Source organism: Pseudomonas sp. NFPP07, from assembly GCF_900115645.1.
Lineage (GTDB): Bacteria > Pseudomonadota > Gammaproteobacteria > Pseudomonadales > Pseudomonadaceae > Aquipseudomonas > Aquipseudomonas chlororaphis.
In genome coordinates, this window is sequence record NZ_FOXG01000012.1 from 86,924 (window position 1) to 109,372 (window position 22,449).

General features: G+C 65.0%; 21 protein-coding genes. 11 read left to right on the plus strand and 10 right to left on the minus strand.

Features of this window, described 5'->3' with window-relative positions:
* Positions 1-262 precede the first annotated feature (262 nt).
* The 3 genes from BM019_RS27225 to BM019_RS27235 are packed head-to-tail and all read right to left on the minus strand — an operon-like array spanning position 263 to position 2,917.
* Positions 263-1,102: an SDR family NAD(P)-dependent oxidoreductase gene (locus BM019_RS27225; protein ID WP_009044699.1), complete on the minus strand. Its 840-nt coding sequence runs from the start codon at positions 1,100-1,102 to the stop codon at positions 263-265.
* Positions 1,099-1,992, minus strand: coding sequence for an SDR family NAD(P)-dependent oxidoreductase (locus BM019_RS27230; RefSeq protein WP_092421788.1), 894 nt, complete (start codon positions 1,990-1,992; stop codon positions 1,099-1,101). Before BM019_RS27230 ends, BM019_RS27225 begins: the two co-directional genes overlap by 4 nt.
* 4 nt (positions 1,993-1,996) lie before the next feature.
* Positions 1,997-2,917 (minus strand): alpha/beta hydrolase, encoded by a 921-nt coding sequence (locus BM019_RS27235; protein ID WP_085534412.1) that lies wholly within the window; start codon positions 2,915-2,917, stop codon positions 1,997-1,999.
* A gap of 133 nt (positions 2,918-3,050) precedes the next feature.
* Here BM019_RS27235 and BM019_RS27240 point away from each other — a divergent pair, with 133 nt between their 5' ends.
* From BM019_RS27240 to BM019_RS27255, 4 genes are all read left to right on the plus strand, one after another.
* On the plus strand, positions 3,051-4,064 hold the full coding sequence (locus BM019_RS27240; protein WP_009044696.1) for an AraC family transcriptional regulator: 1,014 nt from the start codon (positions 3,051-3,053) through the stop codon (positions 4,062-4,064).
* A 229-nt stretch (positions 4,065-4,293) separates the two neighbouring features.
* Positions 4,294-4,785 carry a sigma-70 family RNA polymerase sigma factor gene (locus BM019_RS27245; RefSeq protein ID WP_092421791.1) on the plus strand — a complete coding sequence of 164 codons (492 nt, stop codon included), beginning with the start codon at positions 4,294-4,296 and terminating at the stop codon, positions 4,783-4,785.
* A 42-nt stretch (positions 4,786-4,827) separates the two neighbouring features.
* Positions 4,828-5,811 (plus strand): FecR family protein, encoded by a 984-nt coding sequence (locus BM019_RS27250; protein ID WP_092421794.1) that lies wholly within the window; start codon positions 4,828-4,830, stop codon positions 5,809-5,811.
* Between the two features lie 96 nt (positions 5,812-5,907).
* On the plus strand, positions 5,908-8,355 hold the full coding sequence (locus BM019_RS27255; protein WP_175510746.1) for a TonB-dependent siderophore receptor: 2,448 nt from the start codon (positions 5,908-5,910) through the stop codon (positions 8,353-8,355).
* Between the two features lie 328 nt (positions 8,356-8,683).
* On the opposite strand, the gene BM019_RS27260 is transcribed toward BM019_RS27255, so the two are convergent.
* Together BM019_RS27260 and BM019_RS27265 are read right to left on the minus strand one after the other, a co-directional pair.
* Positions 8,684-9,844: an MFS transporter gene (locus tag BM019_RS27260; RefSeq protein ID WP_062825260.1), complete on the minus strand. Its 1,161-nt coding sequence runs from the start codon at positions 9,842-9,844 to the stop codon at positions 8,684-8,686.
* A gap of 31 nt (positions 9,845-9,875) precedes the next feature.
* Positions 9,876-10,217 carry a PALP domain-containing protein gene (locus BM019_RS27265; protein ID WP_239691111.1) on the minus strand — a complete coding sequence of 114 codons (342 nt, stop codon included), beginning with the start codon at positions 10,215-10,217 and terminating at the stop codon, positions 9,876-9,878.
* Between the two features lie 154 nt (positions 10,218-10,371).
* Between BM019_RS27265 and BM019_RS27270 the strand changes: the two genes are divergently transcribed.
* Positions 10,372-10,842, plus strand: a complete 471-nt coding sequence (locus tag BM019_RS27270; RefSeq protein ID WP_062825261.1) for an Lrp/AsnC family transcriptional regulator — start codon at positions 10,372-10,374, stop codon at positions 10,840-10,842.
* Between the two features lie 192 nt (positions 10,843-11,034).
* On the opposite strand, the gene BM019_RS27275 is transcribed toward BM019_RS27270, so the two are convergent.
* On the minus strand, positions 11,035-11,457 hold the full coding sequence (locus BM019_RS27275; RefSeq protein WP_007932743.1) for a DoxX family protein: 423 nt from the start codon (positions 11,455-11,457) through the stop codon (positions 11,035-11,037).
* 147 nt (positions 11,458-11,604) lie between these two features.
* On the opposite strand from BM019_RS27275, the gene BM019_RS27280 reads away from it, so the two are divergent.
* Positions 11,605-12,525: a LysR family transcriptional regulator gene (locus BM019_RS27280; protein WP_062825262.1), complete on the plus strand. Its 921-nt coding sequence runs from the start codon at positions 11,605-11,607 to the stop codon at positions 12,523-12,525.
* Here BM019_RS27280 and BM019_RS27285 read toward each other — a convergent pair.
* On the minus strand, positions 12,498-13,424 hold the full coding sequence (locus BM019_RS27285; protein WP_092421797.1) for a LysR family transcriptional regulator: 927 nt from the start codon (positions 13,422-13,424) through the stop codon (positions 12,498-12,500). The genes BM019_RS27280 and BM019_RS27285 overlap by 28 nt on opposite strands.
* Before the next feature lie 98 nt (positions 13,425-13,522).
* Here BM019_RS27285 and BM019_RS27290 point away from each other — a divergent pair, with 98 nt between their 5' ends.
* The gene (locus tag BM019_RS27290) at positions 13,523-14,515 is read left to right on the plus strand and encodes a cyclase family protein (protein ID WP_085534018.1); all 993 of its coding nucleotides are present in this window, start codon (positions 13,523-13,525) and stop codon (positions 14,513-14,515) included.
* A 474-nt stretch (positions 14,516-14,989) separates the two neighbouring features.
* On the opposite strand, the gene BM019_RS27295 is transcribed toward BM019_RS27290, so the two are convergent.
* Entirely contained in the window at positions 14,990-15,241 is a 252-nt protein-coding gene (locus BM019_RS27295; RefSeq protein WP_092421800.1) for a DUF7709 family protein, read from the minus strand.
* A gap of 92 nt (positions 15,242-15,333) precedes the next feature.
* Between BM019_RS27295 and BM019_RS27300 the strand changes: the two genes are divergently transcribed.
* Positions 15,334-16,119, plus strand: a complete 786-nt coding sequence (locus BM019_RS27300; protein ID WP_092421803.1) for an AraC family transcriptional regulator — start codon at positions 15,334-15,336, stop codon at positions 16,117-16,119.
* 34 nt (positions 16,120-16,153) lie between these two features.
* On the opposite strand, the gene BM019_RS27305 is transcribed toward BM019_RS27300, so the two are convergent.
* Entirely contained in the window at positions 16,154-16,870 is a 717-nt protein-coding gene (locus BM019_RS27305) for a FadR/GntR family transcriptional regulator (protein WP_092422017.1), read from the minus strand.
* A 352-nt stretch (positions 16,871-17,222) separates the two neighbouring features.
* On the opposite strand from BM019_RS27305, the gene BM019_RS27310 reads away from it, so the two are divergent.
* The 3 genes from BM019_RS27310 to BM019_RS27320 all read left to right on the plus strand — a co-directional run bounded on the left by BM019_RS27310 (position 17,223) and on the right by BM019_RS27320 (position 21,023).
* Positions 17,223-18,575, plus strand: coding sequence for an MFS transporter (locus BM019_RS27310; RefSeq protein WP_092421806.1), 1,353 nt, complete (start codon positions 17,223-17,225; stop codon positions 18,573-18,575).
* Positions 18,576-18,598: 23 nt separating this feature from the next.
* Entirely contained in the window at positions 18,599-19,954 is a 1,356-nt protein-coding gene (gene gudD, locus BM019_RS27315; RefSeq protein ID WP_092421809.1) for a glucarate dehydratase, read from the plus strand.
* Between the two features lie 76 nt (positions 19,955-20,030).
* The gene (locus BM019_RS27320; protein WP_092421812.1) at positions 20,031-21,023 is read left to right on the plus strand and encodes a diaminopimelate epimerase; all 993 of its coding nucleotides are present in this window, start codon (positions 20,031-20,033) and stop codon (positions 21,021-21,023) included.
* Between the two features lie 123 nt (positions 21,024-21,146).
* Here the strand turns inward: BM019_RS27320 and codA are convergent, their stop codons facing one another.
* Entirely contained in the window at positions 21,147-22,400 is a 1,254-nt protein-coding gene (codA, locus tag BM019_RS27325; RefSeq protein WP_087091677.1) for a cytosine deaminase, read from the minus strand.
* Positions 22,401-22,449: the final 49 nt, after the last annotated feature.

The following is a 22,449-nucleotide window of genomic DNA, read 5'->3' on the forward strand; positions in this document are numbered from 1 at the left end:
TGCGCGGTAAAGAATGTGACGTTGACCTTTGCCCGTCGCTGCAAATCAGCGACCGGGTTTTTTGGCTCGATGTTGTCACTGGGCGCAAGGCGCCACCTTCAGTGAGGTGCTTTTTCCGGCCTACGCTTTCTATGGTGGCCGTGCGTAGGGCGCATTCGTGCGCGCCGGGTTCCTAGTGCACCGGTCTACCAACCTGCGTACGGCCGCCACCCTTTCGTTTGGTAGCGATGGTGACGGCTCCTGAAGGATGCACACTCATACCTCACAGGCCCTTGCTCTCTTTGCTGAGCCTTACCGCTTCTGCGACTTTTCCAGGCTCGAAACCGATCCACTCGATAAGCCGACGAAGCAAGCCTGGGGCTTTCGCCACCAGCCCTTGGCTGCGTGGCACCGTTACCAGATCACGCCGCTGCTCGATGCACGCCACCAGGGCGGCCACCACCTGTTCCAACGCAACGAACTGCCAGACCCCCTGATGGTTATTCCAGACCAGGGTAGAAGACGGCCCGTCGATGACCGCCTCCATCATCGGCGTCTGGAAGAAGGTCGGGTGGAACGATCCGACGCCCACGTCGTGCTGACGAAGCTCCAGGCGCAGGCTGTTACACAGGGCCCAGACTCCGGCCTTGCTGGCGGTGTAGGCCGTGTTCAACGGCGAGTGGACGAAAGCCGCCATGGACGAGATGGCCAGTAGATAGCCCTGGCGCGCCCTCACATAGGGCAGGGCAGCGCGGAAGGTGCGCGCCACGCCGTTGAGGTTGATATCGATGACCCGGTCAAATGTGGCGGGGTCGATGTACTCCAGGGCGACTACCGAGCTGACGCCAGCACCGGCGATCACTACATCAATTGCGCCGAAGTGCTGCGCGGCCTTCTTCAGCGCTGTTTCCAGACTCTCAATTGAGCGCACGTTGGCCACCCAACCGGCAGCGACATCAGGCCCGCCCAGGGTGGTAGCCATGGCATTCAAGCTATCCAAATCGAGATCCAGCAAGACCAGCTTCGCGCCTTTGTCGCGCAGGGCTTGCGCGGCGGCCCTGCCGAGACCACCGGTAGCACCGGTGATGGCGATGACGCGGTCGTTCAGCGAGTAGCTTTTCATGGGTGAACCTTAAGCAAGTAGTGGGCATCAACCTGGGTCTGGGTGCGAACGGTTTCTTCTTCCAACTGGTGGAGCAACCGTTGCAGGTGGGTATCGCGTGCCAGATGCCAGTCCGTGAAAACGTTGAACAGGCCGCGCATCAGGGAGATGGGCGCCCAGCGAGCCGGTACAACGATGCGCGGCTGGCGCTTTTGCAGACCGCGCACCACGCCACGTGCCACCAGTTCCGGTTGTATCGCCCGATGCAGGAAGGCTGGCAATAGGGTCTCGTTCATCTCGGTGGCGATGGCATTACCCCCGAAGGCAACTTTGGCGATAGCGGTCGCCGTCCAGCCGGGATAAAGCACACTGGCGCTGGCTCCGGTCGCACTCAGCTCAGCGCGCAGCGAGCGGGCCAGCGACTCCACTGCTGCTTTGCTCGCGGCATAGGGCGCGTTGGCTATGCCGTTCAAGTAGGCATAGACCGATGACGTGACCAGCATCTGGCCCCGGTTGCGAACGACCTCCGGCAGTGCCGCGCGTATCGTGTGCCACACACCGAACAGATCCACCTCAATGATGCGGCGGAACTCCGCTTCGTCGCAGGTGCGCAGGGTCGCAGGTACTCCCCGCCAAGAGATGCCGGCATTGGCGAAGGCCACATCGAGACGGCCGAAGCGCTCGACTGTCTGGCGTATCACCGCCTTGGCCGCCAGGGCGTCGGTGACGTCAAACGCCAGTGGCAGCACTCGTTGATCGTTGAACTCCTGGGCCAACTTGTCCACCGCCTCCTGTGAGGTATCGGTTAGCACCAGGCTGGCGCCGTGCGCATATAGCTCACGTGCACTGGCGGCGCCGATGCCGCCAGCCGCGCCGGTGATCAGAACCACTTTGCCTTGAAGGTCGTACATATTCTTATCTCTTCGTTGGGATGCTTGGCACGTTGCGCTTGAGGAAGTCGAGTTGATCACCCACCACCTGCTCGAAGGCTTCGCCCACATAAATATCGAAGTGCCCATGGGCATAGCGCTTGATCTCATGACGTGGCGCGCGTCGGGCGTGACGCAGCGTCTGCTTCGCCGGTGCCACGCTGTCGGGATCGCACACGCAGAACAGCACGGGGGCCTGGATACGAGGTGTACTGCGTCCGGGGTAGTAGCGAATGATGTCCAGGGCAAAGCGCGCGGCGGCCTCTTTGCGGATACGTGCATCTGACGGGATCAACCCGTTATAGCCACTCCAGGCATCCGGCGAAGTCATGAATGCCGTATCGCCAGGTCGACCGGCGAGCGGAACCAGAATGGGTTTGGCGCCGAACCACGAACCGATTCGGTCGGCCAGGGCCATTAAGGTGAGGCGAAGAGATACCAGGGGCTTGATGGCAAGACTAGAGCTCAGACCGTCGGTGAAGGGACATTGTGAGATGACAGCGGCCACACCGGCATCGCCGGCCGCGGTGGCCAGCACATGTCCGCCACCGAACGAGGTGCCCCAGATAACGACACGCTGCGGGTTCACATCCGCGAGTCGACGGGCGTGAGCTATCGCGGCTTTCCAGTCTTCGAGTTGGCGGTTGATATCCAGCAGTTGGCGTGGCTCACCCTCGCTGTCGCCGAAGTGGCGATAGTCGAAGACCAAGCAGGCGTAGCCGGCGGCGGCGAAGCGTTCGGCAAAGGCAGGCAAACGCATCTTGCGCGTCCCGCCAAGTCCATGTGCCATCACTACCACCGGGAAAGGTCCGGCACCCAGTGGGCGGTAAAAATCGGCAACGCAATGTGAGCCGTTGGAGAAGAACTGGATTGTCGCTGGTGCCAGAAGTTCGGTGATCGTTTTCATGAACAGCATCCGCTGGAATGGCTGGAGTGCTGTCATTTTCGGCCGCTGCTGTTATGAAGGCTTGACGGTACCCGACGCCCCGCTTGACACTTTGCGCCAAACAACAAAAGGCCAACCCACCTAATGAGGCCCGATGAACCAGCCCTTGTATAGGCGCGTAGTGCCCGAGAGCTACGTGCAACTGATCTATGAATACCTGGAGGCGCTCGGTCATGAGCCCGAGTCGGTACTTGGCCGGCCCTGGCCCACACCCGCCCAAGGGGGCGGCGGCGTTGACGTGGAATGCTGGGATCGCCTGTTGGTGATAGCGGCGCAAGAGTTAGGCGATCCGCTGTTAGGACTGCACCTCGGTCAAACCATCAGCGCCCGGCATATCGGTGTGCTCGGATCGGTGCTGCTGGCCTGCGGTAATCTCGGTACTGCTCTGCAACGATTGGAACGCTACATTCGCCTGGTGTACGACGTCATTCCCATGACTCGCCGCAACGGCGACGGCTGGTTCGAATTGGTATGGGATGTCAGCCAGTACCAGCCCGGACCTTTGGTGAATGAAACCGGTATGGTTGCTGTAGTGCAGTTCTGCCGTGCCCTAGTGCGCGGCACCGTGAACCCGTTGCGGATCGATTTCAATCATTCCGGCCCTCTTGACTCCAGACCTTACGAAGCATTCTTCGGTTGCCCGGTACATTTCGGTCAGGCCGAGGCGGTGTTGCGTTTCTCCGCGCAACTACTCGAACTGCCCTTTAAGAGCCCCGATCCTGAGCTAGTCTCCCTGTTGGAACAACATGCGGATCGCCTGCTGGCCCAGTTGCCACAGCAGGATGAGTTCGTGGCACACCTGCGCAAGGCCATCGCCCATGTCATGCGCGAAGGTGAGCCGAGCATAGAGCGAATAAGTCCCCGACTGGGCACCTCGTCACGCACGCTACAGCGCCGTCTAAAAGAGGCCGGCACCAGCTTTCGCTATGAGTTGAACCTAGTGCGCCACGAACTGGCGCTGTCGTACCTGCGCGATCCACGCCTGCAAATCGTGGATATCGCCATGCTGCTGGGCTATTCGGAGCACAGCGCCTTCTCTCGCGCCTTCAAGGAGTGGAGCGGAAGGTCGCCCCATGAGGCTAGGCAACTTAGTTCGAAGAGTTACTGAGCGGGGAATCGTTGGAATTAGGGAGGGCTTCAGGAGCAGTGTCTGATCGGCCTCGGGAATTCACTCCTTCATGATTATCAGCAGATGGCCGGTAGCGGTCGCTTGTGAACGTCCGCTTATGGCCGAAAGCAGCCATCATTCTTGTTTAAATCCACCCCTCATCCGAACCAATTGCCGCCTTTAATAAGAAGCATTACTATTCACGCCTCCCCACCCTCAGCACGCCGCAATGACCCCCAAGCCGCCACGCCGACCAGGCTTTTTCGAGCACTACGAAGAGTTGATCGGCACCTGGACGCGTCGGCTGAAGAACCGTTCGCAGGCGGAAGACCTGGCCCATGACACCTTTGTCCGGGTGCTGGAGTCGGATGCGGCGGCGGTGCAGCAGCCGCGGGCGTATCTGCACCAGACAGCGCGCAATATCGCGGTGGATGCCTATCGCCGTGAGGATCGGCGCGGCGCCATGGAGGCGGTGTATCCAGTTGCGTCGTCCAGCGGCGACCCGGAGCATTTCATGCATGCGATCCAGCTGGCTGATTCCATCGAACGGGCCCTTGGCGAGTTGCCGTTGAACTGCCGCAAGGTGTTCGTCTGGCAGAAGCTCGAGGGGCTGACCCAGGCCGAGATTGCCCAGCGCCTGGGGCTGTCAAAAAACATGGTGGAAAAGTATATGATCCGCACCCTGCGGCATCTGCGCGAGCGCGTGGACGGGCCGCGCTGATGAATGCCCTGCCTTTTCACCCCCAGCCCAACAGGATGTTCCATGACGCAGACTCGTGAGTGCGCGTGCGGGCAGGCGACGGTTCGCGATGAGGCGGCGCTGTGGTTTGTGCGCCTGCAAGAACCGGCGATCGATGCCGAGGAGCGGCAGCGTTTCGACGCCTGGCTGGCGCAGCACGAGGCGCATCGAGATGAATTCCAACTGCTGCACACCCTGTGGGCGGCCACGGATCTGGTGCCCAAGGCGCGTTTGCAGGCGCTGTGCGCAACCCCGAACCCGAGCATCAGGCGCCGCCCGCTGTTGCGTTATGCGGTGGCGGCCAGTGTGCTGGCGGTGGCCGTGGGCCTGGGATTGTTCAGCGGTTTGAACCCGCCTGCGCTGTACAGCGCCGAGTTCGCCACGGCCCCGGGCGAGCGCCGCCATGTGGCCTTGCCCGATGGTTCCCAGGTCGACCTGAACAGCCGCAGTCGCTTGCGGGTGCGTTATGAACAAGGCCAACGCAGCGTCGAGTTGAGCGAAGGCGAGGCAATGTTCAGTGTCGAGCACGACAGTAGCCGGCCCTTTGTGGTGACGGCCGGGCCCGGCAAGGTCACGGTCACCGGCACGCGCTTCGATGTGCGCCGCGATGCTGCCCAGACCCGGGTCGCGGTGGAGCAGGGCACGGTGCGGGTGCAGGGGCGCGACGCCGCCGACAGCGACTTCGTCAACCTGAGCGCGGGCCTGGGCACCGCGGTCGATGCCCGGGGTCAAGTGGCCGCGGCCTACGCGGTGGATCCCCAGGCGCTGACCGCCTGGCGCAGTGGCAAGCTGGTGTTCAACAATGCCAGCCTCAACGAGGTGGCCGCCGAGGTGTCGCGTTATCGCGAGCAGCCGCTGCGGGTCGGCAGCGAGGCGGTGGGCAGGTTGCGCCTGACCAGCGTGTTCAAATCCGACGACACCGACGCGCTGCTCAAGGCCTTGCCGAGCATCCTGCCGGTGGCGGTGAAGACCCACGCCGACGGTAGCCAGGAAATAATTGCGCGATAGATTCAGGTTTTTTTCGAGTTCTTCGTCTTCTTGTCCAACTGCAACTGGTTTGCATTAACAGACGCATCTTCTTGCGATCAACAGGACTGCTCGAACTTGAAACGCCTCGACCTGAATAACAACAATCCTTGCTCGCCTTCCACCCGCTGGCTGCCGCTGGCCCTGGCCCTGGCGGTCAGTGCCGCGCTGCCTCAGGCCCATGCCGAACAGGCGCCGAGCGCTATCCACATCCAGGCCCAGCCGTTGGGCCAGGCCCTGAGCCAGCTGGGGCTGCAAACCTCGTTGCAGGTGTTTTTCAGCCCTGAGCTGGTGGCCGGCAAGCAGGCCCCGGCGGTGGACGGCAAGCTGTCGCCGGAGCAGGCGTTGCGCCAGTTGCTGCAAGGCAGCGGTCTGCAATACCAGATCGACGGCGGCTCGGTGACCCTCAGCCCGGCGCCGTCGGCGGCGGGTGGCGGCCCTCTGGAACTGGGCGCCACCAGCATCAGCGTGGTGGGTGACTGGCTGGGCGACGCCAACGAAGCGGTGGTGCAGAACCACCCCGGCGCGCGTACGGTGATCCGCCGTGAAGCCATGGTCGAGCAGGGCGCGATGAACGTCGGCGACGTGCTGCGTCGAGTCCCGGGCGTGCAGGTGCAGGACGCCAACGGCACCGGCGGCAGCGATATTTCCCTCAACGTCGGCGTGCGCGGCCTGACGTCGCGCCTGTCGCCGCGCTCCACGGTGCTGATCGACGGCGTGCCGGCGGCCTTCGCGCCTTATGGCCAGCCCCAGTTGTCGATGGCGCCGATCTCCTCGGGCAACCTCGACAGCATCGATGTGGTGCGTGGCGCCGGTTCCGTGCGTTATGGGCCGCAGAACGTCGGCGGGGTGATCAACTTCGTGACCCGGGCCATCCCGGAAAAAGCCACCGGGGAAATCGGCAGCACCCTGGAAACCTCCCAGCGCGGCGGCTGGAAGCACATCGACACGGCCTTTCTCGGTGGCACCGCGGACAACGGCATCGGCGCCGCGCTGCTGTACTCCGGGGTCAACGGCAACGGTTATCGCGCCAGCAACAACGGCAACGACATCGACGACGTGATCCTCAAGACCCATTGGGCGCCCACCGACCAGGACGATTTCAGCCTCAATTTCCACTACTACGACGCCAAGGCCGACATGCCCGGCGGCCTGACGCAGAAGCAGTACGACGCCGACCCCTACCAGTCGGACCGCGACTGGGACAACTTCAGCGGCCGCCGCAAGGATGTGTCGTTCAAGTACCTGCGCCAGATCGACGATCGCACCCAGTTCGAAGTGCTGACCTACTACTCCGACAGCTTCCGTGGCAGCACCATCGCCGCTCGCGACCAGAAGACCCTGGTGTCCTATCCGCGCACCTACTACACCTTCGGCATCGAGCCGCGGGTGTCCCATGTGTTCGACCTCGGCCCGACCACCCAGGAAGCCAGCGTCGGCATGCGCTACCTGAAAGAAGGCATGCACGAAGAGGCCAGCCGCCTGGCCCTGGTCAACAACCAGCCAGTGGTGCGCCCGGGCTCCGACGGCCATGTGTACCAGGACCGCACCGGCGGCACCGAGGCCACGGCCTTCTACATCGACGACAAGATCGACGTCGGCAACTGGACCATCACCCCGGGGATCCGCTTCGAAAACATCCGCACCGAATGGCACGACCGCCCGGTGGCCGGCACCAATGGTGTGCCGGTGCAGGAGAAGCGCCGCGAGATCAACAGCAACGAGCCGCTGCCGGCGCTGAGCCTGATGTACCACCTCTCCGATGCGTGGAAACTGTTCGCCAACTACGAGACGTCGTTCGGCAGCCTGCAGTACTTCCAGCTGGGCCAGGGCGGGGTGGGCGACCAGACCGCCAACGGCCTGAACCCGGAGAAGGCCAAGACCTACGAGATCGGTACGCGCTACAACGATGAGGTGTGGGGCGGTGAGCTGACGGCGTTCTACATCGACTTCTCGGACGAGCTGCAATACATCAGCAACGATGTCGGCTGGACCAACCTCGGCGCGACCAAGCACCAGGGGATCGAGGCGTCGGTGCACTACGACCTGGCCGCGCTGGACCCGCGCCTCGACGGCCTGACCGCCAATGCCGGTTTCACCTACACCCGCGCGACCTATGAAGGTGGCAGCTCGGCGTTCAAGGATCGTGACCTGCCGTTTTACTCGCGCCAGGTGGCGACGCTCGGCCTGCGTTACGACATCAACCGCTGGACCTACAACATCGATGCCTTCGCCCAGTCCAAGCAGCGCTCGCCAGGCAGCATGGTCAACGCCGACGGCAGCTTCAACGACAACTACATCACCGAAGGCAGCGCCGACGGCCAGTACGGCGATATGCCGGGCTACGTCACCTGGAACGTGCGTGGCGGTTATGACTTCGGTTCGCAGCTGTCGAACCTCAAGCTCGGCGCCGGGGTGAAGAACCTTTTCGACAAGCAGTACTTCACCCGCTCCAGCGACAACAACTCCGGCCTCTATGTCGGCGCGCCACGGACCTTCTTCGTCCAGGCCAGCGTCGGCTTCTGACCGACCGCGTCGCGCCCATCGCGGGCAAACCTCGCTCCTACAGAAGCGAGGCTTACCCGCGATTTTTTATGCCCGGCGCAAACCCCTGTAGCCGCTGCCGCAGGCTGCGATCGAGCGGCACGCTCGTGGGGATCTTGCGGGCGCTGGAGACCCTGCGGGTCTATCGCAGCCTCGCGGGCTCGGCAGCGGCTACAGGGAGTGGTGACGCCCTCGATATTCCGGTCAGCCCCGATGCTTGTGTAGCCGCTGCCGCAGGCTGCGCAAAGGCCCGCAGGGCCTTCCTGCGATCTCGAAAACACAGTGGACGCTCGATGGCCCGCGAAAGGGCTCAGACCTTCAACACTTTCCCACTGGCCGCCACGCCGATCAGCATCACCGCGATCAGGCCGAAGGCGATGCTCAGGCTGCTGCCGTGGGCGATAAAGCCGATCAGCGCCGGGCCGGCGAGGATGCCGGCGTAACCCAGGGTAGTGATGGCCGGCACGGCGATGGCTTCGGGCATGACAGTCTGTTTGCCCACCGCGGTGTACAGCACCGGCACGATGTTCGAGCAGCCGACGCCCACCAGCGCGTAACCCACCAGCGCCGCTTCCCAGGCCGGTGCCAGGGTCGCCAGCAGCAGGCCGGCGGCGGCCACCGAGCCGCCCATGACAATCACCCGCGTGGCCCCCAGCTTGTGCACGATGGCATCGCCGGTCAGGCGGCCGACGGTCATGGTCAGGGCGAAGGCCGCGTAACCCAGGCCGGCATAGGCGGCATCCACCTGGCGTTCGGCGCTGAGGAACACCGCGCTCCAGTCCAGCACCGCGCCTTCGGCGAGGAACACCACGAAGCACAGGCAGCCAATGAACAGCACCACGCCGTGGGGCACGGCAAAGGCCGGGCCCGAACTCCGGCTGCCGTACGGCAACATGTGCGGCGCCGCCTTGAGCAGGGCGACGACCAGCAAGGCCACCACCACCAGGGTCGCGCCGAGCGGCGACAGGCCGAGGCCGAGCATGGCGCTGACCCCGGCCGCGCCGACGATGCCGCCGAGGCTGAACAGGCCATGGAAGCCCGACATCATCGGCCGGCCGCTGGCCCGTTCGACGATCACCGCCTGCAGGTTCACCGTGGAATCCACCGTGCCCAGCCCGGCGCCGAACAGGAACAGCCCGGCGATCAGCAGCGGCACCGTGCTCACCGTGGCCAGCAGCGGCAGGGCCAGGCAGATCAGCAGGCTGCCGGCGGCCATCACCCGGCGGCAACCGAAGCGCCCGGCCAGGATTCCGGCGATCGGCATCGCCAGGATCGAACCCACGCCCAGGCACAGCAGCAACAGGCCCAGGGTGCCTTCATCGAGCCCGGCCCGGGCCTTGGCGTAGGGCACCAGCGGCGCCCAGGCGGCGATGCCGAAACCGGCGATGAAAAAGGCGATGCGGGTGGCCATCTGTTCCAGGCGGCCGGGGCTGATCTGTTGCTCTGAGGTGTGGGTGTTGAGGGCTGTCATAAAAATCCTTGGCGGTCACCCCGGGCGCCTGTCAGGCAATGGACGCTTGGCGCCATTGCTGCTGCCGCTGGAGGACCGAGTCTGCCGTTTCACCGACCAGTTGTTGATACACCGCCGGCGACATGGCGCCTTCGGTGTTGATAAGCAGGACGCCCGAGTGGGCGTCGAGGTGCGCGACGGTGCGCCGCGCGCCATCCTTGCACATCGGGCTCGGTCCCGCGAGGCCCGCGGCGGCGGATTCGCCGGCCAGTAGGGGAATATCCCGGGCGCTGCCGGTGGCCAGTTGGCGCATGGCGCCGGCGGCGAGCGTGTCGGGGAGTGTGACCGGACAATCGATCGAAGGTTGCAGGAAACGCCAGGCCGGGCCAGCCATCGACGAGTCCAGCGCGCCACTGGCCAGGCCCCGGCTCGCAGCCCTGGAAATAATATTGCGTGGCTGGCGAATTTGTTTCGCATAATCGCCAGCCTTTGCACAATTTCATTCCATTGATTGCCCACCACTGATTGCCTGCCCATGGATTGCCCGCATGACCACCAGCCTGGATGCCTACGACCTGAAACTGCTCGCCGAACTGCAACGCGATGCGCGCACCCCGCAAAGCGAGTTGGGGTTGCGGGTGAACCTGTCCACCGCGGCGGTCAACCGGCGCCTCAAGCGCCTGAGCGATGAAGGGGTGATCGAACGCTACAGCGCGGTCATCGCTCCCGAGGCCCTGGGCTATGAGCTGAGCATCATTGTCGAGGTGGAGGTGGAGAGCGAACGCATCGATCAGCTCGATGCGCTCAAGCGCAGTTTCCAGGCCTGCCCGCAGGTGCAGCAGTGCTACTACGTGGCGGGCGAGTGCGATTTCGTGCTGATCTTCGCCGTGCGCAACATGGCCCAGTACAACGAACTGACTCGTGAGCTGTTCTTCGAGAACAACAACGTCAAGCGCTTCAAGACCCTGGTGGCCATGAGCCGGGTCAAGGTCGGGCTGGATGTGCCGACCACCCCTTGAAACACCTTAATTCCCTGTAGGAGCGAGCTTGCTCGCGATCAGCCGCCAGGCTGAAAGACATGGCGGTGCATGCGGGATTTTTATCGCGAGCAAGCTCGCTTGTATGTCTTAAGGTGGGCAAGGGGGCTCTTGTCACGAAACAAAACGACAACGCGGCGCCCTTGGGCGCCGCGTTGTCGTGGGGGAGGCCGATCAGCCCTGGCGGCGGGCATCCAGGCTGAAGCGGCCGGCGCCGAAGGCCACCACTTGCAGCAGGCCGCCGGCCATGGCGATGTTCTTGAAGAAGTGGATGAACTGGTTCTGGTCGCCCAGGTTGTTGTGGAAGGCCAGGGCGGTGGCCACGCTGAACACGGCCAGGCCCAGGGCTACCAGGCGGGTGCGGTAGCCGGCGATCAGCAGCAGGCCGCCACCCAGTTCCACGGCGATGGCGATGCCCAGGGCCAGTTGCGGGAAGGGCAGGCCGACCGACTGGATGTAGCCGACCATGGCGGCCGGCGCGGCGATTTTCGAGAAGCCGGAAAGGATGAAGATGGCGCTGAGCAGGACGCGCCCGATCAGGCTGATGCTGGCGTTGCTGTTGGAGGTAGTGGACAGGCTGTTGGTCAGTGTGGACATGCTGGATTCTCTCAGTGGGTTCGGCCTCACCACCTTGGTGCGCCGCGATGGAGAGAAGTTTGCCACTGGCGTTATGAACGTAATAGCCGAATAATTTCGAGTATCAGATTCGATTTTTTAGAACGTAGCCTTTGCGAGAACAGCCCCATGTCCAGCAACCCCGGTACGCCCACCCTCGATCAATTGCGCATCTTCCTCACCATCGTCGAGGTCGGCAGCTTTGCCGGCGCGGCGCGCAAGCTGCATCGCGCCACTTCGGTGATCAGCTATTCCATGGCCAACCTGGAGCTGCAACTGGGGGTCAGCCTGTTCGACCGCAAGACTACCCGCAAACCCCAGCTCACCGAGGCCGGGCGCACGGTGCTGGCCGAGGCGCGGAGCATCTATAACGGCATCGACGGCCTGCGGGCCAAGGTCAAGGGGCTGCTGCAAGGCCTGGAAGCAGAGGTTCACCTGGTGATCGACGTGATGTTCCCGGCGGCGCGCATCGTCGATGCGCTGAAAAACTTCCGCCGCGAGTTCCCCACGGTGCAGTTGCACCTGCACATGGAGGCCCTGGGCGCGGTGGCCGAGATGGTGCTGGCGGGACGCGCCGCGGTGGGTGTCAGCGGCATGGTGCACCGCGATCTGGCCGGTATCGAGCGGGTGCAGGTGGGGTTCGTCCAGCTGATTCCGGTGGCGGCTCCGGAGCATCCGCTGGCGCAAGCATCGGTCAACCTGCCGGGGGCGGGTCGCGAGCATGTGCAGCTGGTGCTGTCGGACCGTTCCGAGCTGACGCGCAACCAGGATTTCGGCGTGGTCGGCACCCACAGCTGGCGCCTGGCGGACTTGGGCTCCAAGCATATGCTGCTCAGGGAAGGCATCGGCTGGGGCAACATGCCGGCGCCGATGGTCGAGGAGGACCTGGCCAGCGGGCGCCTGGTGCAACTCGATCTGCCGGGCAGCCAGAGCCTGCCTTATGGCTTCGACGCCATCTACCGCCTCGACACGCCACCGGGGCCGGCGGCGTCCTGGCTGATCGATTGGCTGGCGGCCCAGGTTCAGTCCGCCGGCTCGGGCGCGGCCTGATCGGCCTCCTGGAGCGGGCCGAGGGCCTGGGCCAGGAAGTCGACGAAGAAGCGGATTTTCTGCGACACATGGCGATTGCTGGCATACACCGCGTAGATGGTCCGGCGTGGCATGGAATAGCAGGGCAGGACCCGCTGCAACTGGCCGCTGTCGAGCAACGGCTGGGCGATGAACGAGGGCAGGGCGCCAATGCCCAGCCCGGCCTGGAGCATGTCGCTGAGCATCAGGCTGTTGTCCACGGCAAAACGCACCGGCAGTTCCAGGCGGCTGCTGCCTTGCGGGCCTTCCAGCTGCCAGTGGCCGGGGTGCTCGGCCAGGCGATAGGCCAGGCAGTTGTGCTCGCGCAGCTCATCGACCGTCTGCGGGCTGCCCTTGGCCAGCAGGTAGGCCGGGGCGGCGCAGATCACCTGTTCGATTTCCCCCAGGCGCCGGGCGATCAGCGACGAGTCGCTCAGTTGTCGGCGAATCCGTAGCGACACATCGAAGCCTTCGCTCACCACATCCAGCAGGCGGTCGTCGAGGGTCAGGTCGATACGAAATTGCGGGTAGCGCCGCATGAAGTCGGCGAGGATCGGCGACAGCACCTTGAGGCCGAACGACAGCGGCGCGTTGACCCGCAGGCGGCCGCCGGGCTCGCGGGTGCCGGCGCGGGTCGCGCACTCCAGGGCCATCAGTTCGTCGAGCAGGTGGCAACATTCGCTGAAGTAGGCCTGGCCGGCGTCCGACAGGCTCATGCGGCGCGTGGTGCGCAGCAGCAACAGGCTGCCCAGGTGTTCCTCCAGCTGGCGCACCTGCTTGCTGACCGCGGCGGTGGATTGCCCCAGGTCGTTGGCCGCGAGGCTGAAGCTGGCGCGCTCCACCACGCGGCGAAAGGTGCGCATGGCTGCCAGCACATCCATATTGTTTCTCCTGGGTTGAATATGTCTTAACGAAACGCCTGATTATCGCCGAATTGTTAATCCATACCATGGACACTTCATTTCACAGGAGTGTCGTCATGGCTGTTTCCCGTTTGTTGCGTGTCATTCCCGGCCTGGCTGCCTTGTCGCTGTTCAGTGCGCTGTGCGGCGCCGCGCCCCAGGCCGAAGTCGGCGTTAGCCCCTGGGGGCCGAAGGATGAGATCGGCCGCCTGAACCTGATCACCGAGCAGTCGCGGGCGGCGATCATGGCCCGGGTCAGCGGCAGCCAGGCCTACGACCTGGCGGTCGAGTATTTCGTTGGCATGCCCAGTTGGCAGGCGGCGGGCGATCCGCCGTACCAGATGTGGATGACCCACACCCCCCACGGCAATGTGATCGCCGACCCGATGCAGGTCGGCGAACCGATGAACCGGCATGTCAGCTACACCGGCTCGGCGGTGTCGATGTATGCCCACATGGGCACCCATATCGATGCGCTCAACCACTTCGGCCTGGACGGCAAGATCTGGAACGGCTTTCGCGCCGACCAGCACTTGGGCGACCGTGGCTGGAACGTCACCGGCGCGGAAAAACTGCCGCCGATCGTTGCCCGCGGGGTGCTGATCGACGTCGCCGCGGCCAAGGGCGTGGACATGCTGGCGGACAATTACCGGGTGACCCGGGCCGACCTGCAGCAGGCGCTGAAGGCGCAACAGGTCAGCCTGGAAAAGGGCGACGTGGTGCTGATCCGCACCGGGCGCATGCGCGACTACGAAAAGGCCCAGGCTTATATGGCCAACCCGCCGGGCATGAGCCTGGACGCGGCGAAGTTCCTGGTGGAGGAGGGCGGTGCCATGGTGGTGGGCGCCGATAACCTCAGTTTCGAGACCTTCCCGTCGGAGGTGGAGGGCAACTACCTGCCGTTGCACACTTACCTGCTGGCGATGCAGGGCGCGCCGATCCTGGAGCTGGTCAACCTCGAAGGCCTGTCGCGAGACCGGGTGTACCAGTTCGCCTTTATCGGCGCGTCGTTGAAGTTGCGCGGTGCCGATGCCGCGCCGATTCGGCCGATTGCCTTGCCGATTCGCTAGCCACCTGCCATGCGACCTGTAATCGCTGCCGCCCGCTCAGCCCCAATGCTTGTGTAGCCGCTGCCGCAGGCTGCGATCGAGCGGTACGCTCGCGGGGATCTTGCGGGCGCTGGAGACCCTGCGGGTCTATCGCAGCCTCGCGGGCTCGGCAGCGGCTACAGGAGGGGGGACACCCTCGATATTCCGCTCAGCCCCGATGTTTGTGTAGCCGCTGCCGCAGGCTGCGATCGAGCGGCACGCTCGCAGGGATCTTGCGGGCGCTGGAGACCCTGCGGGTCTGTCGCAGCCTCGCGGGCTCGGCAGCGGCTACAGGGGTGGGGATATCCTTATATTCCGGTCGGGCCCGATGTTTGTGTAGCCGCTGCCGCAGGCTGCGATCGAGCGGCACGCTCGCGGGGATCTTGCGGGCGCTGGAGACCCTGCGGGTCTATCGCAGCCTCGCGGGCTCGGCAGCGGCTACAGGGGCTGTCGACGTTAGTCTTGCCCGCACAATGCCCGCAGGGCCGGGTCGCGCACTTGCATCAGCTCGAACAGCCCCAGGGCCCTGAGCGCCGGCAGGGCTGCCCGCAGATCCTCCTCGGCTATGCGCCGCTGCTGCGCCGAGGTGCCCGGGTCGCTCCACAGCCGGGCATTGATCAGAAAGGCCCCCACCGTCCCCTTGCGTACCCGGGTGCCGTTGAAGTTGCCATGGTTGAGTTGATCGGGTAACAGGTCTTCGGCGCGCATGGATCGATCCTCGTGTGAATGAGCGCTCAGTCTGCGGCCTGGGGATTGGCTAAACTGCCTGGTTCTTGCCGTTGAATAACGTGAAACAGCCAATGTCCCAACCTTTGGTTTCCCCCTTGCTCGCTCAAGCCGAGGGCGGCCCGCTGCTGGTCGCGGCGTGGCAACACAGCCCGATCGAACGGCAGACCGCCGCCCACAGTCACGCTCGCGGCCAATTGCTCGGTGCACGGCGCGGCCTGTTGTCGGTGACGGCGGCCGACAGCCAGTGGGTGGTGCCGGCGACCCATGCGGTGTGGGTGCCGCCGCGCTGCGAACACGCCTTGCGTTCCCATGGCCCGTTCGACGGCTGGAGCATCTATGTCGAGCCCGAGGCCTGCCACGAACTGCCGGCGCAACCACGGATCATTGCCACCTCCGGGCTGTTGCGGGAGGCGGTGATGCGTGCGGCGAGCTGGCCACAAGGCGCGCTGGATGAGCCGCAGTTGCGCATCGCCCGGGTGATCCTCGATGAACTGGGCAGCCTGCCGGTGGAACCCTTTGGCCTGCCATTGCCTGTGGACCCGCGGTTGCGGCGGATCTGCCAGGCGCTGGCCGACGACCTGGCGGACAGCCGCGGCCTGGAGGCCTGGGCCCAATGGGCGGGGATCTCGCCACGAACCCTGGCCCGGCGTTTTGTCGCCGAGACCGGCTTTGCCTTCAGCCAGTGGCGGCAGCGCGCGCGGTTGCTGCGGGCCTTGGAGCGCCTGGCGGCGGGTGATGCGGTGACCCGGGTGGCGCTGGACCTGGGCTACGACAATGTCAGCGCCTTTATCGCCATGTTCCGCCGTCAGTTCGGGGTGACGCCGGGGCGCTACTTCGCCCGGCACGGAACAGGCTGAGCGTCGCTACCCCGGTACAAGCGGGCGCCTGCCCTCACCCCGCGGAAAACCGCTCCCGGCTGTTGCTCAGGTGGGTCCACATCGCCGCCCGCGCGGCATCCGGGTCCTGGCGGCGGATGGCGGCGTAGAGGGTTTCGTGTTCCTGGTTGGCCAGGGTCGCCAGTTGCGCCAGGTCGACATCGCCGCGCTCGGCGTCGCGCACCCGGGTCCGGGGGATCAGGGCGTTGCCCAGCGATTGCAGGATCTGCACGAAATAGGGGTTGCCGGTGGCTTCGGCGATCAGCAGGTGGAAACGCTGGTCGGCCTCCACGCAACTGTCGTTGTTGGCCAGCAGTTGCTGGTAGTCGTCCAGCGCCTGGCGCATCTGCGCCAGTTGCTCGGCGCTGCGCCGGCGGGCGGCGAGAGCCACCGCCTGGGTTTCCAGGCCCAGGCGCAATTCGAGGATGTCGCGCACGCTCAGGGCGGTATCGACGTTCAAGCGCAGGCCGTGGGTGTCCTGGCGCTCCAGGACAAAACTGCCGACGCCATGGTGGGTTTCCACCCAGCCGGCGGCCTGCAGCTTGGAGATGGCTTCGCGCACCACGGTGCGGCTGACGCCATGGGTGCGGACGATGGTGCTTTCCGACGGCAGCTTGTCACCGGGCTTGAGCAGGCCGCGCATGATCTGCCGGGTCAGGTCGCTGACCAGGTCATGGGCCAGGTTGGTGGAAGGGCGACGACGGCCCGGGGCGATATCGGATTCGGTGCTCATGGCAAGGTCGCGCAGGGAAAGCAAAAAGCTTATCACCGAAGTGGCCGGGCAGGGCTCAACTTGTCTGACATGTATGACAAGTTATCGGATAAGTCACTTCAGGGTTCAGTGCAGGTTCTCAGCGCGAGTGCAGCCAGAAAAATATTTCTGTGCCTGTAGTTTTTATTTATATGAATAAAATCAATTAGTTGAGTTTATTCCTCAACATTCTCTTCGATCACCAAAGCCTTGTGTGCCGACTTCTGCGACGAGTCTGCGCTTGTGACGCTATTTTTCTACTTGTATGATGACTGTCAACTGAGGCGCTCGCCCAGTCACCCGCACACAACAACAAACAAGTGGGAGAGGCATCGTGAATACCACCCTCAATCCGGCCGGCGACGATTCGCTGCTGGCCATCGCCGTGGCGAAGGTCAAGCGCCATGTGCTGCCGCTGTTCGTCATTATGTTCATCGTCAACTACATCGACCGGGTCAACATCGGCTTCGTCCGCACCCACCTGGAACATGACCTGGGTATCGGTGCCGCGGCCTACGGTTTTGGCGCCGGGCTGTTCTTCATCGGTTACGCGCTGTTCGAAGTGCCGTCCAACATGCTGTTGCAGCGGGTCGGCGCGCGGATCTGGCTGACCCGCATCATGTTCACCTGGGGGCTGGTGGCCACGGCCATGGCTTTCGTGCAGAACGAAACCCAGTTCTATGTGCTGCGCTTCCTGCTGGGAGTGGCCGAGGCCGGGTTCTTCCCCGGGGTGATCTACTACTTCACCCGCTGGCTGCCCGGCGTGGAGCGGGGCAAGGCGATCGCCATTTTCCTGAGCGGTTCGGCCGTGGCTTCGCTGGTCTCCGGCCCGCTGTCTGGAGCGCTGTTGCAGATCGAGGGCCTGGGCTGGCACGGCTGGCAGTGGATGTTCATCGTCGAGGGCATGGCCTCGGTGCTGCTCTGCGGTTTTGTCTGGTTCTGGCTCGACTCCACGCCCCGCGACGCCAAGTGGCTGAGCCCCGACGAGCAAGAGGCGCTGGTGCTGGCGATCGACAGTGAACAGCGCGAGCGCGAAGCGGCGATGCCGGTCAAGCCGTCGCTCTGGACCCTGCTCAAGGACCGGCAGATCCTGCTGTTCTGCCTGATCTACTTCTGCATCCAGCTGACCATCTACGCCGCGACCTTCTGGCTGCCGAGCATCATCAAGAAGATGGGCGACCTCAGCGACCTGCAGGTGGGCTTCTTCAACTCCATTCCCTGGCTGATCTCGATCATCGCCATGTATGCCTTCGCCGCGGCGTCCGGCAAATGGAAGTTCCAGCAGGCCTGGGTCGCCAGCGCCTTGTTGGTGGCCGCCGCCGGGATGTTCCTGTCCACCACCGGCGGGCCGGTGTTCGCCTTCGTCGCCGTGTGCTTCGCCGCTATCGGTTTCAAGTCGGCATCCGCGCTGTTCTGGCCGATTCCCCAGGCCTACCTGGATGCGCGCATCGCCGCCGCGGTGATCGCCCTGATCAACTCCATCGGCAACCTCGGCGGCTTCGTCGCCCCGGCCACCTTCGGCCTGCTGGAGCAGCGCACCGGGTCGATCCAGGGTGGCCTGTACGGCCTGGCGGCGACCTCGATCATCGCCGCGATCATCGTGTTTTTCGCCCGCACCCGGCCCAAGGCCCATGTCATGCCGACGCCCTTGGACGATGCCCGCCCGCTGCTGGACAAAACCCACTGACTTTTGCCGACAGGAACCGAACCATGACTTTTGAATCCACCCATCATCACCCTGGCCAGACACCGCTTGTCACCCGACTGCAAGTGGTGCCGGTGGCCGGGCATGACAGCATGCTGCTCAACCTCAGCGGCGCCCACGGCCCGTTTTTCACCCGCAATATCGTGATCCTTACCGACAGTGCCGGTAACACCGGGGTCGGTGAAGTGCCGGGGGGCGAGCGGATTCGCACGACCCTTGAGGAGGCCCGCGAACTGCTGGTCGGCCAGTCCATCGGCCATTACCAGAAGCTGCTCAACCAGGTGCGCCAACGTTTTGCCGAACGCGATGCCGGCGGGCGCGGCCAGCAGACGTTCGACCTGCGCATCGCCATCCATGCGGTGACCGCGCTGGAAGCGGCGCTGCTCGACCTGCTCGGCCAGTTCCTCGGGGTGCCGGTGGCGGCGCTGCTCGGCGAAGGCCAGCAACGCGAGTCGGTGAAGATGCTCGGCTACCTGTTCTATATCGGCGACCGACGCCGGACTGACCTGGCCTACCGCAACGAAGCCGAGGCCGACGATGCCTGGCTGCGCCTGCGCCATGAACCGGCGTTGAACGCCGAGAGCATCGTGCGCCTGGCCGAGGCGGCCAAGGCGCGGTATGGCTTCAACGACTTCAAGCTCAAGGGCGGCGTGCTGCGCGGCGAAGAGGAAATGGAGGCGGTCACCGCCCTGGCCGAATGCTTTCCCAAGGCGCGCATCACCCTCGACCCCAACGGTGCCTGGTCGCTGAAGCAGGCGATCGCCCTGTGCCGCGATCAACACCGGGTGCTGGCCTATGCCGAAGACCCCTGCGGCGCGGAAAACGGTTACTCCGGGCGTGAGGTGATGGCCGAATTCCGCCGCGCCACCGGGCTGCCCACCGCGACCAACATGATCGCCACCGACTGGCGGGAAATGGGCCACGCGATCCAGTTGCAAGCGGTGGACATTCCCCTGGCCGATCCGCATTTCTGGACGATGCAGGGTTCGGTGCGGGTGGCGCAGATGTGCCATGAATGGGGCCTGACCTGGGGCTCGCATTCCAACAACCACTTCGACATTTCCCTGGCCATGTTCACCCATGTGGCGGCCGCGGCGCCGGGCGAGATCACCGCCATCGACACCCACTGGATCTGGCAGGACGGCCAGCACCTGACCCGCAATCCGCTGCAGATCGTCGAGGGCTGCGTGGCGGTGCCGCAGACGCCGGGGCTGGGCGTCGAACTGGACCTGGACGCGCTGGCCCGCGCCCATGAGCTGTACAACAGCCGCGGCCTGGGGGCGCGGGACGACAGCGTGGCCATGCAGTGCCTGATCCCGGGCTGGCGCTTCGACAACAAGCAGCCGTGCCTGGTGCGCTGAGCCAGGTAGAAGAGGCTTGGCCGGGCCGCCGCATTCACAGTAATGTCAGCGGCCCGTCTGCTTTTGGAGCCCTGCAATGACTGCTTTCTACGATGCCCGCGGCAATCTTTATGGCGTGGTGGCGCCCGAGGCGGTACGCCGGTTGGGAATCGCCCTGCCGGCCAGCGCGGCCGAGGCGGCGCTGGCCCGGGCCAATTGGAGCGAGCAGGCCATCGAAGCCCTGTGCAGTTGGCCCTCCGGTACCCGGCCGGAAGGGGCCAAGGCCCATCGCAGCGACGGTTTGCTGGTCGGGCCGTTCCAGGACGCGCCGCCGTTCGACCTGCTGATCGTCAACACCGATGGTACCCTGGCCGAGCGCAGCGGCAACGGCCTGACCATCTTTTCCCAGGCCCTGACCGAGCAAGGGCTGCTGCCGGCCCAGGGGCCTGCGCAGCTGCGGGTGCATCACGACAAGCCGGACGGGGTGTCGCCGCTGGCGACCCTGGTCGAGCCGGCGCAGGTCGCCGGGGTGTCCGGCTTCTGGCTGGACCTCGGGCAACCGGCGTTCGGCCCGCACGCCGTGGGTGCGCAACACGGGGTCGAGCATGACGATTCGAGCTGCGTCGAGCTGAGCCGGGTGCGCGGGCTGGCGCGGTTGCACCCGCAATGGTGCCGTAGCCAGTTCGTGCGTATCGGCAACCCCCACTGCGTGACCCTGGTCAACGACGCCAGCGCCTTGCCGGGCAACCGGCAGATGAGCGAAGCGCCCCTGGCCGAGGCCCTGACCCGCATTGCCTACGCCCTGCCCAGCGGCAGCGGCGAACCCTGCCCGGCCGGGGTAAACCTGCAATGGGCGTGGCTGGAGGGCCCGCAGCGCATAGCCGCGCGGGTGTTCGAACGCGGCGAGGGCCCCACCGCATCCTCCGGCACCAGCGCCAGCGCGGTGGCCAGCGCGGCGTGGCGGGTCGGTTGGGTCAAGGCCGGCGAAGTCGCGGTGGTGATGCCCGGCGGCACCGCGCCGCTGCGCCTGGAGGAGCGGGGTGGGGAGCTGGTGCGGGTCAGCCTGTTCGGTACCGCCCGCGCCCTGTAGCCGCTGCCGCAGGCTGCGTAAAGATCCGCAGGATCTTCCGACGTCCTTGAGATCGCTGCGACCGTGCCGGTCGATCGCAGCCTGCGGCAGCGGCTACAGGGGAGGCGATGAGGTCAGTGGCCGTTACACAAAACCCGCATCGCCCGGCAGCTCGACCTGGGCCATCTGCCGTTTCATCAGCACCTTGCCGTCGCGGATCGAGTACAGCGCCAAGCCCTGGCTGCGGATCATTTCGTAGTCGCTGTCGGCCGACAGGATCAGCAGGTTGGCCGGCCGGCCTTCTTCCAGGCCGTAGCGCTCGCCCAGGGCCAGGGCCTTGGCGCTGTTGTCGGTGACCAGGTCGAGGGCGCTCTGCAGGTTGCGGTAGCCGAGCATGTGGCAGATGTGCAGGCCGGCTTCCAGCACCCGCAGGATGTTGCCATTACCCAGTGGGTACCAGGGGTCGACGATCGAGTCCTGGCCGAAACACACGTTCATTCCGGCTTCCAGCAGTTCGTTGACCCGGGTCACGCCGCGGCGTTTCGGGAAGCTGTCGAAGCGCCCCTGCAGGTGGATGCTTTCGGTGGGGCAGGAGACGAAGCTGATGCCCGAGTGGCCGAGCAGGCGGAACAGCTTGGCGCAGTAGGCGTTGTCGTAGGAACCCATGGCGGTGGTGTGGCTGGCGGTCACCCGCGAGCCCATGCCGCGGCTGCGGGCTTCCTCGGCCAGCACTTCGAGAAAACGCGAATGCGGGTCGTCGGTCTCGTCGCAATGCACGTCCACCAGGCAACCGGTGCGTTCGGCCAGGTCCATGAGGAACTTCACCGAGCTGACGCCCTGGTCGCGGGTGTACTCGAAGTGCGGGATACCGCCCACCACATCGGCGCCCAGGCGGATCGCCTCTTCCATCAGTTCGCGACCGTTGCGGTAGCTTTCGATGCCTTCCTGGGGGAAGGCGACGATCTGCATGTCGACCAGATGCGCGCTTTGCTCGCGCACTTCGAGCATGGCCTTGAGCGCGGTCAGCTCCGGGTCGGTGACGTCGACATGGGTGCGCACGTGCTGGATGCCGTGGGCGGCGAGGGCGCGCAGGGTTTTCCGGGCGCGGGCCTTGGTGTCTTCCTGGGTGATGGTGACCTTGCGCTCGCCCCAGCATTCGATGCCTTCGAACAGGGTGCCGCTCATGTTCCAGCGCGGCTCGCCGGCGGTGAGGGTGGCGTCCAGGTGAATGTGCGGCTCGACGAAGGGCGGCACCACCAGGTTGCCGCCGGCGTCGAGGTCGTCGGGGCCCAGGGTCGGGGCTTCGGTCTGCCGGGCAATGCTGGCGATGCGACCGTTCTCCAGGTGCAGTTCGTGCAGGCCTTCGCGGTTGCGCAGGCGGGCGTTGATGATGAGCATCGGAGCGATTCCTCTTTCAATCCAGGCGGTCAGGGTACGGCGCTCGGGC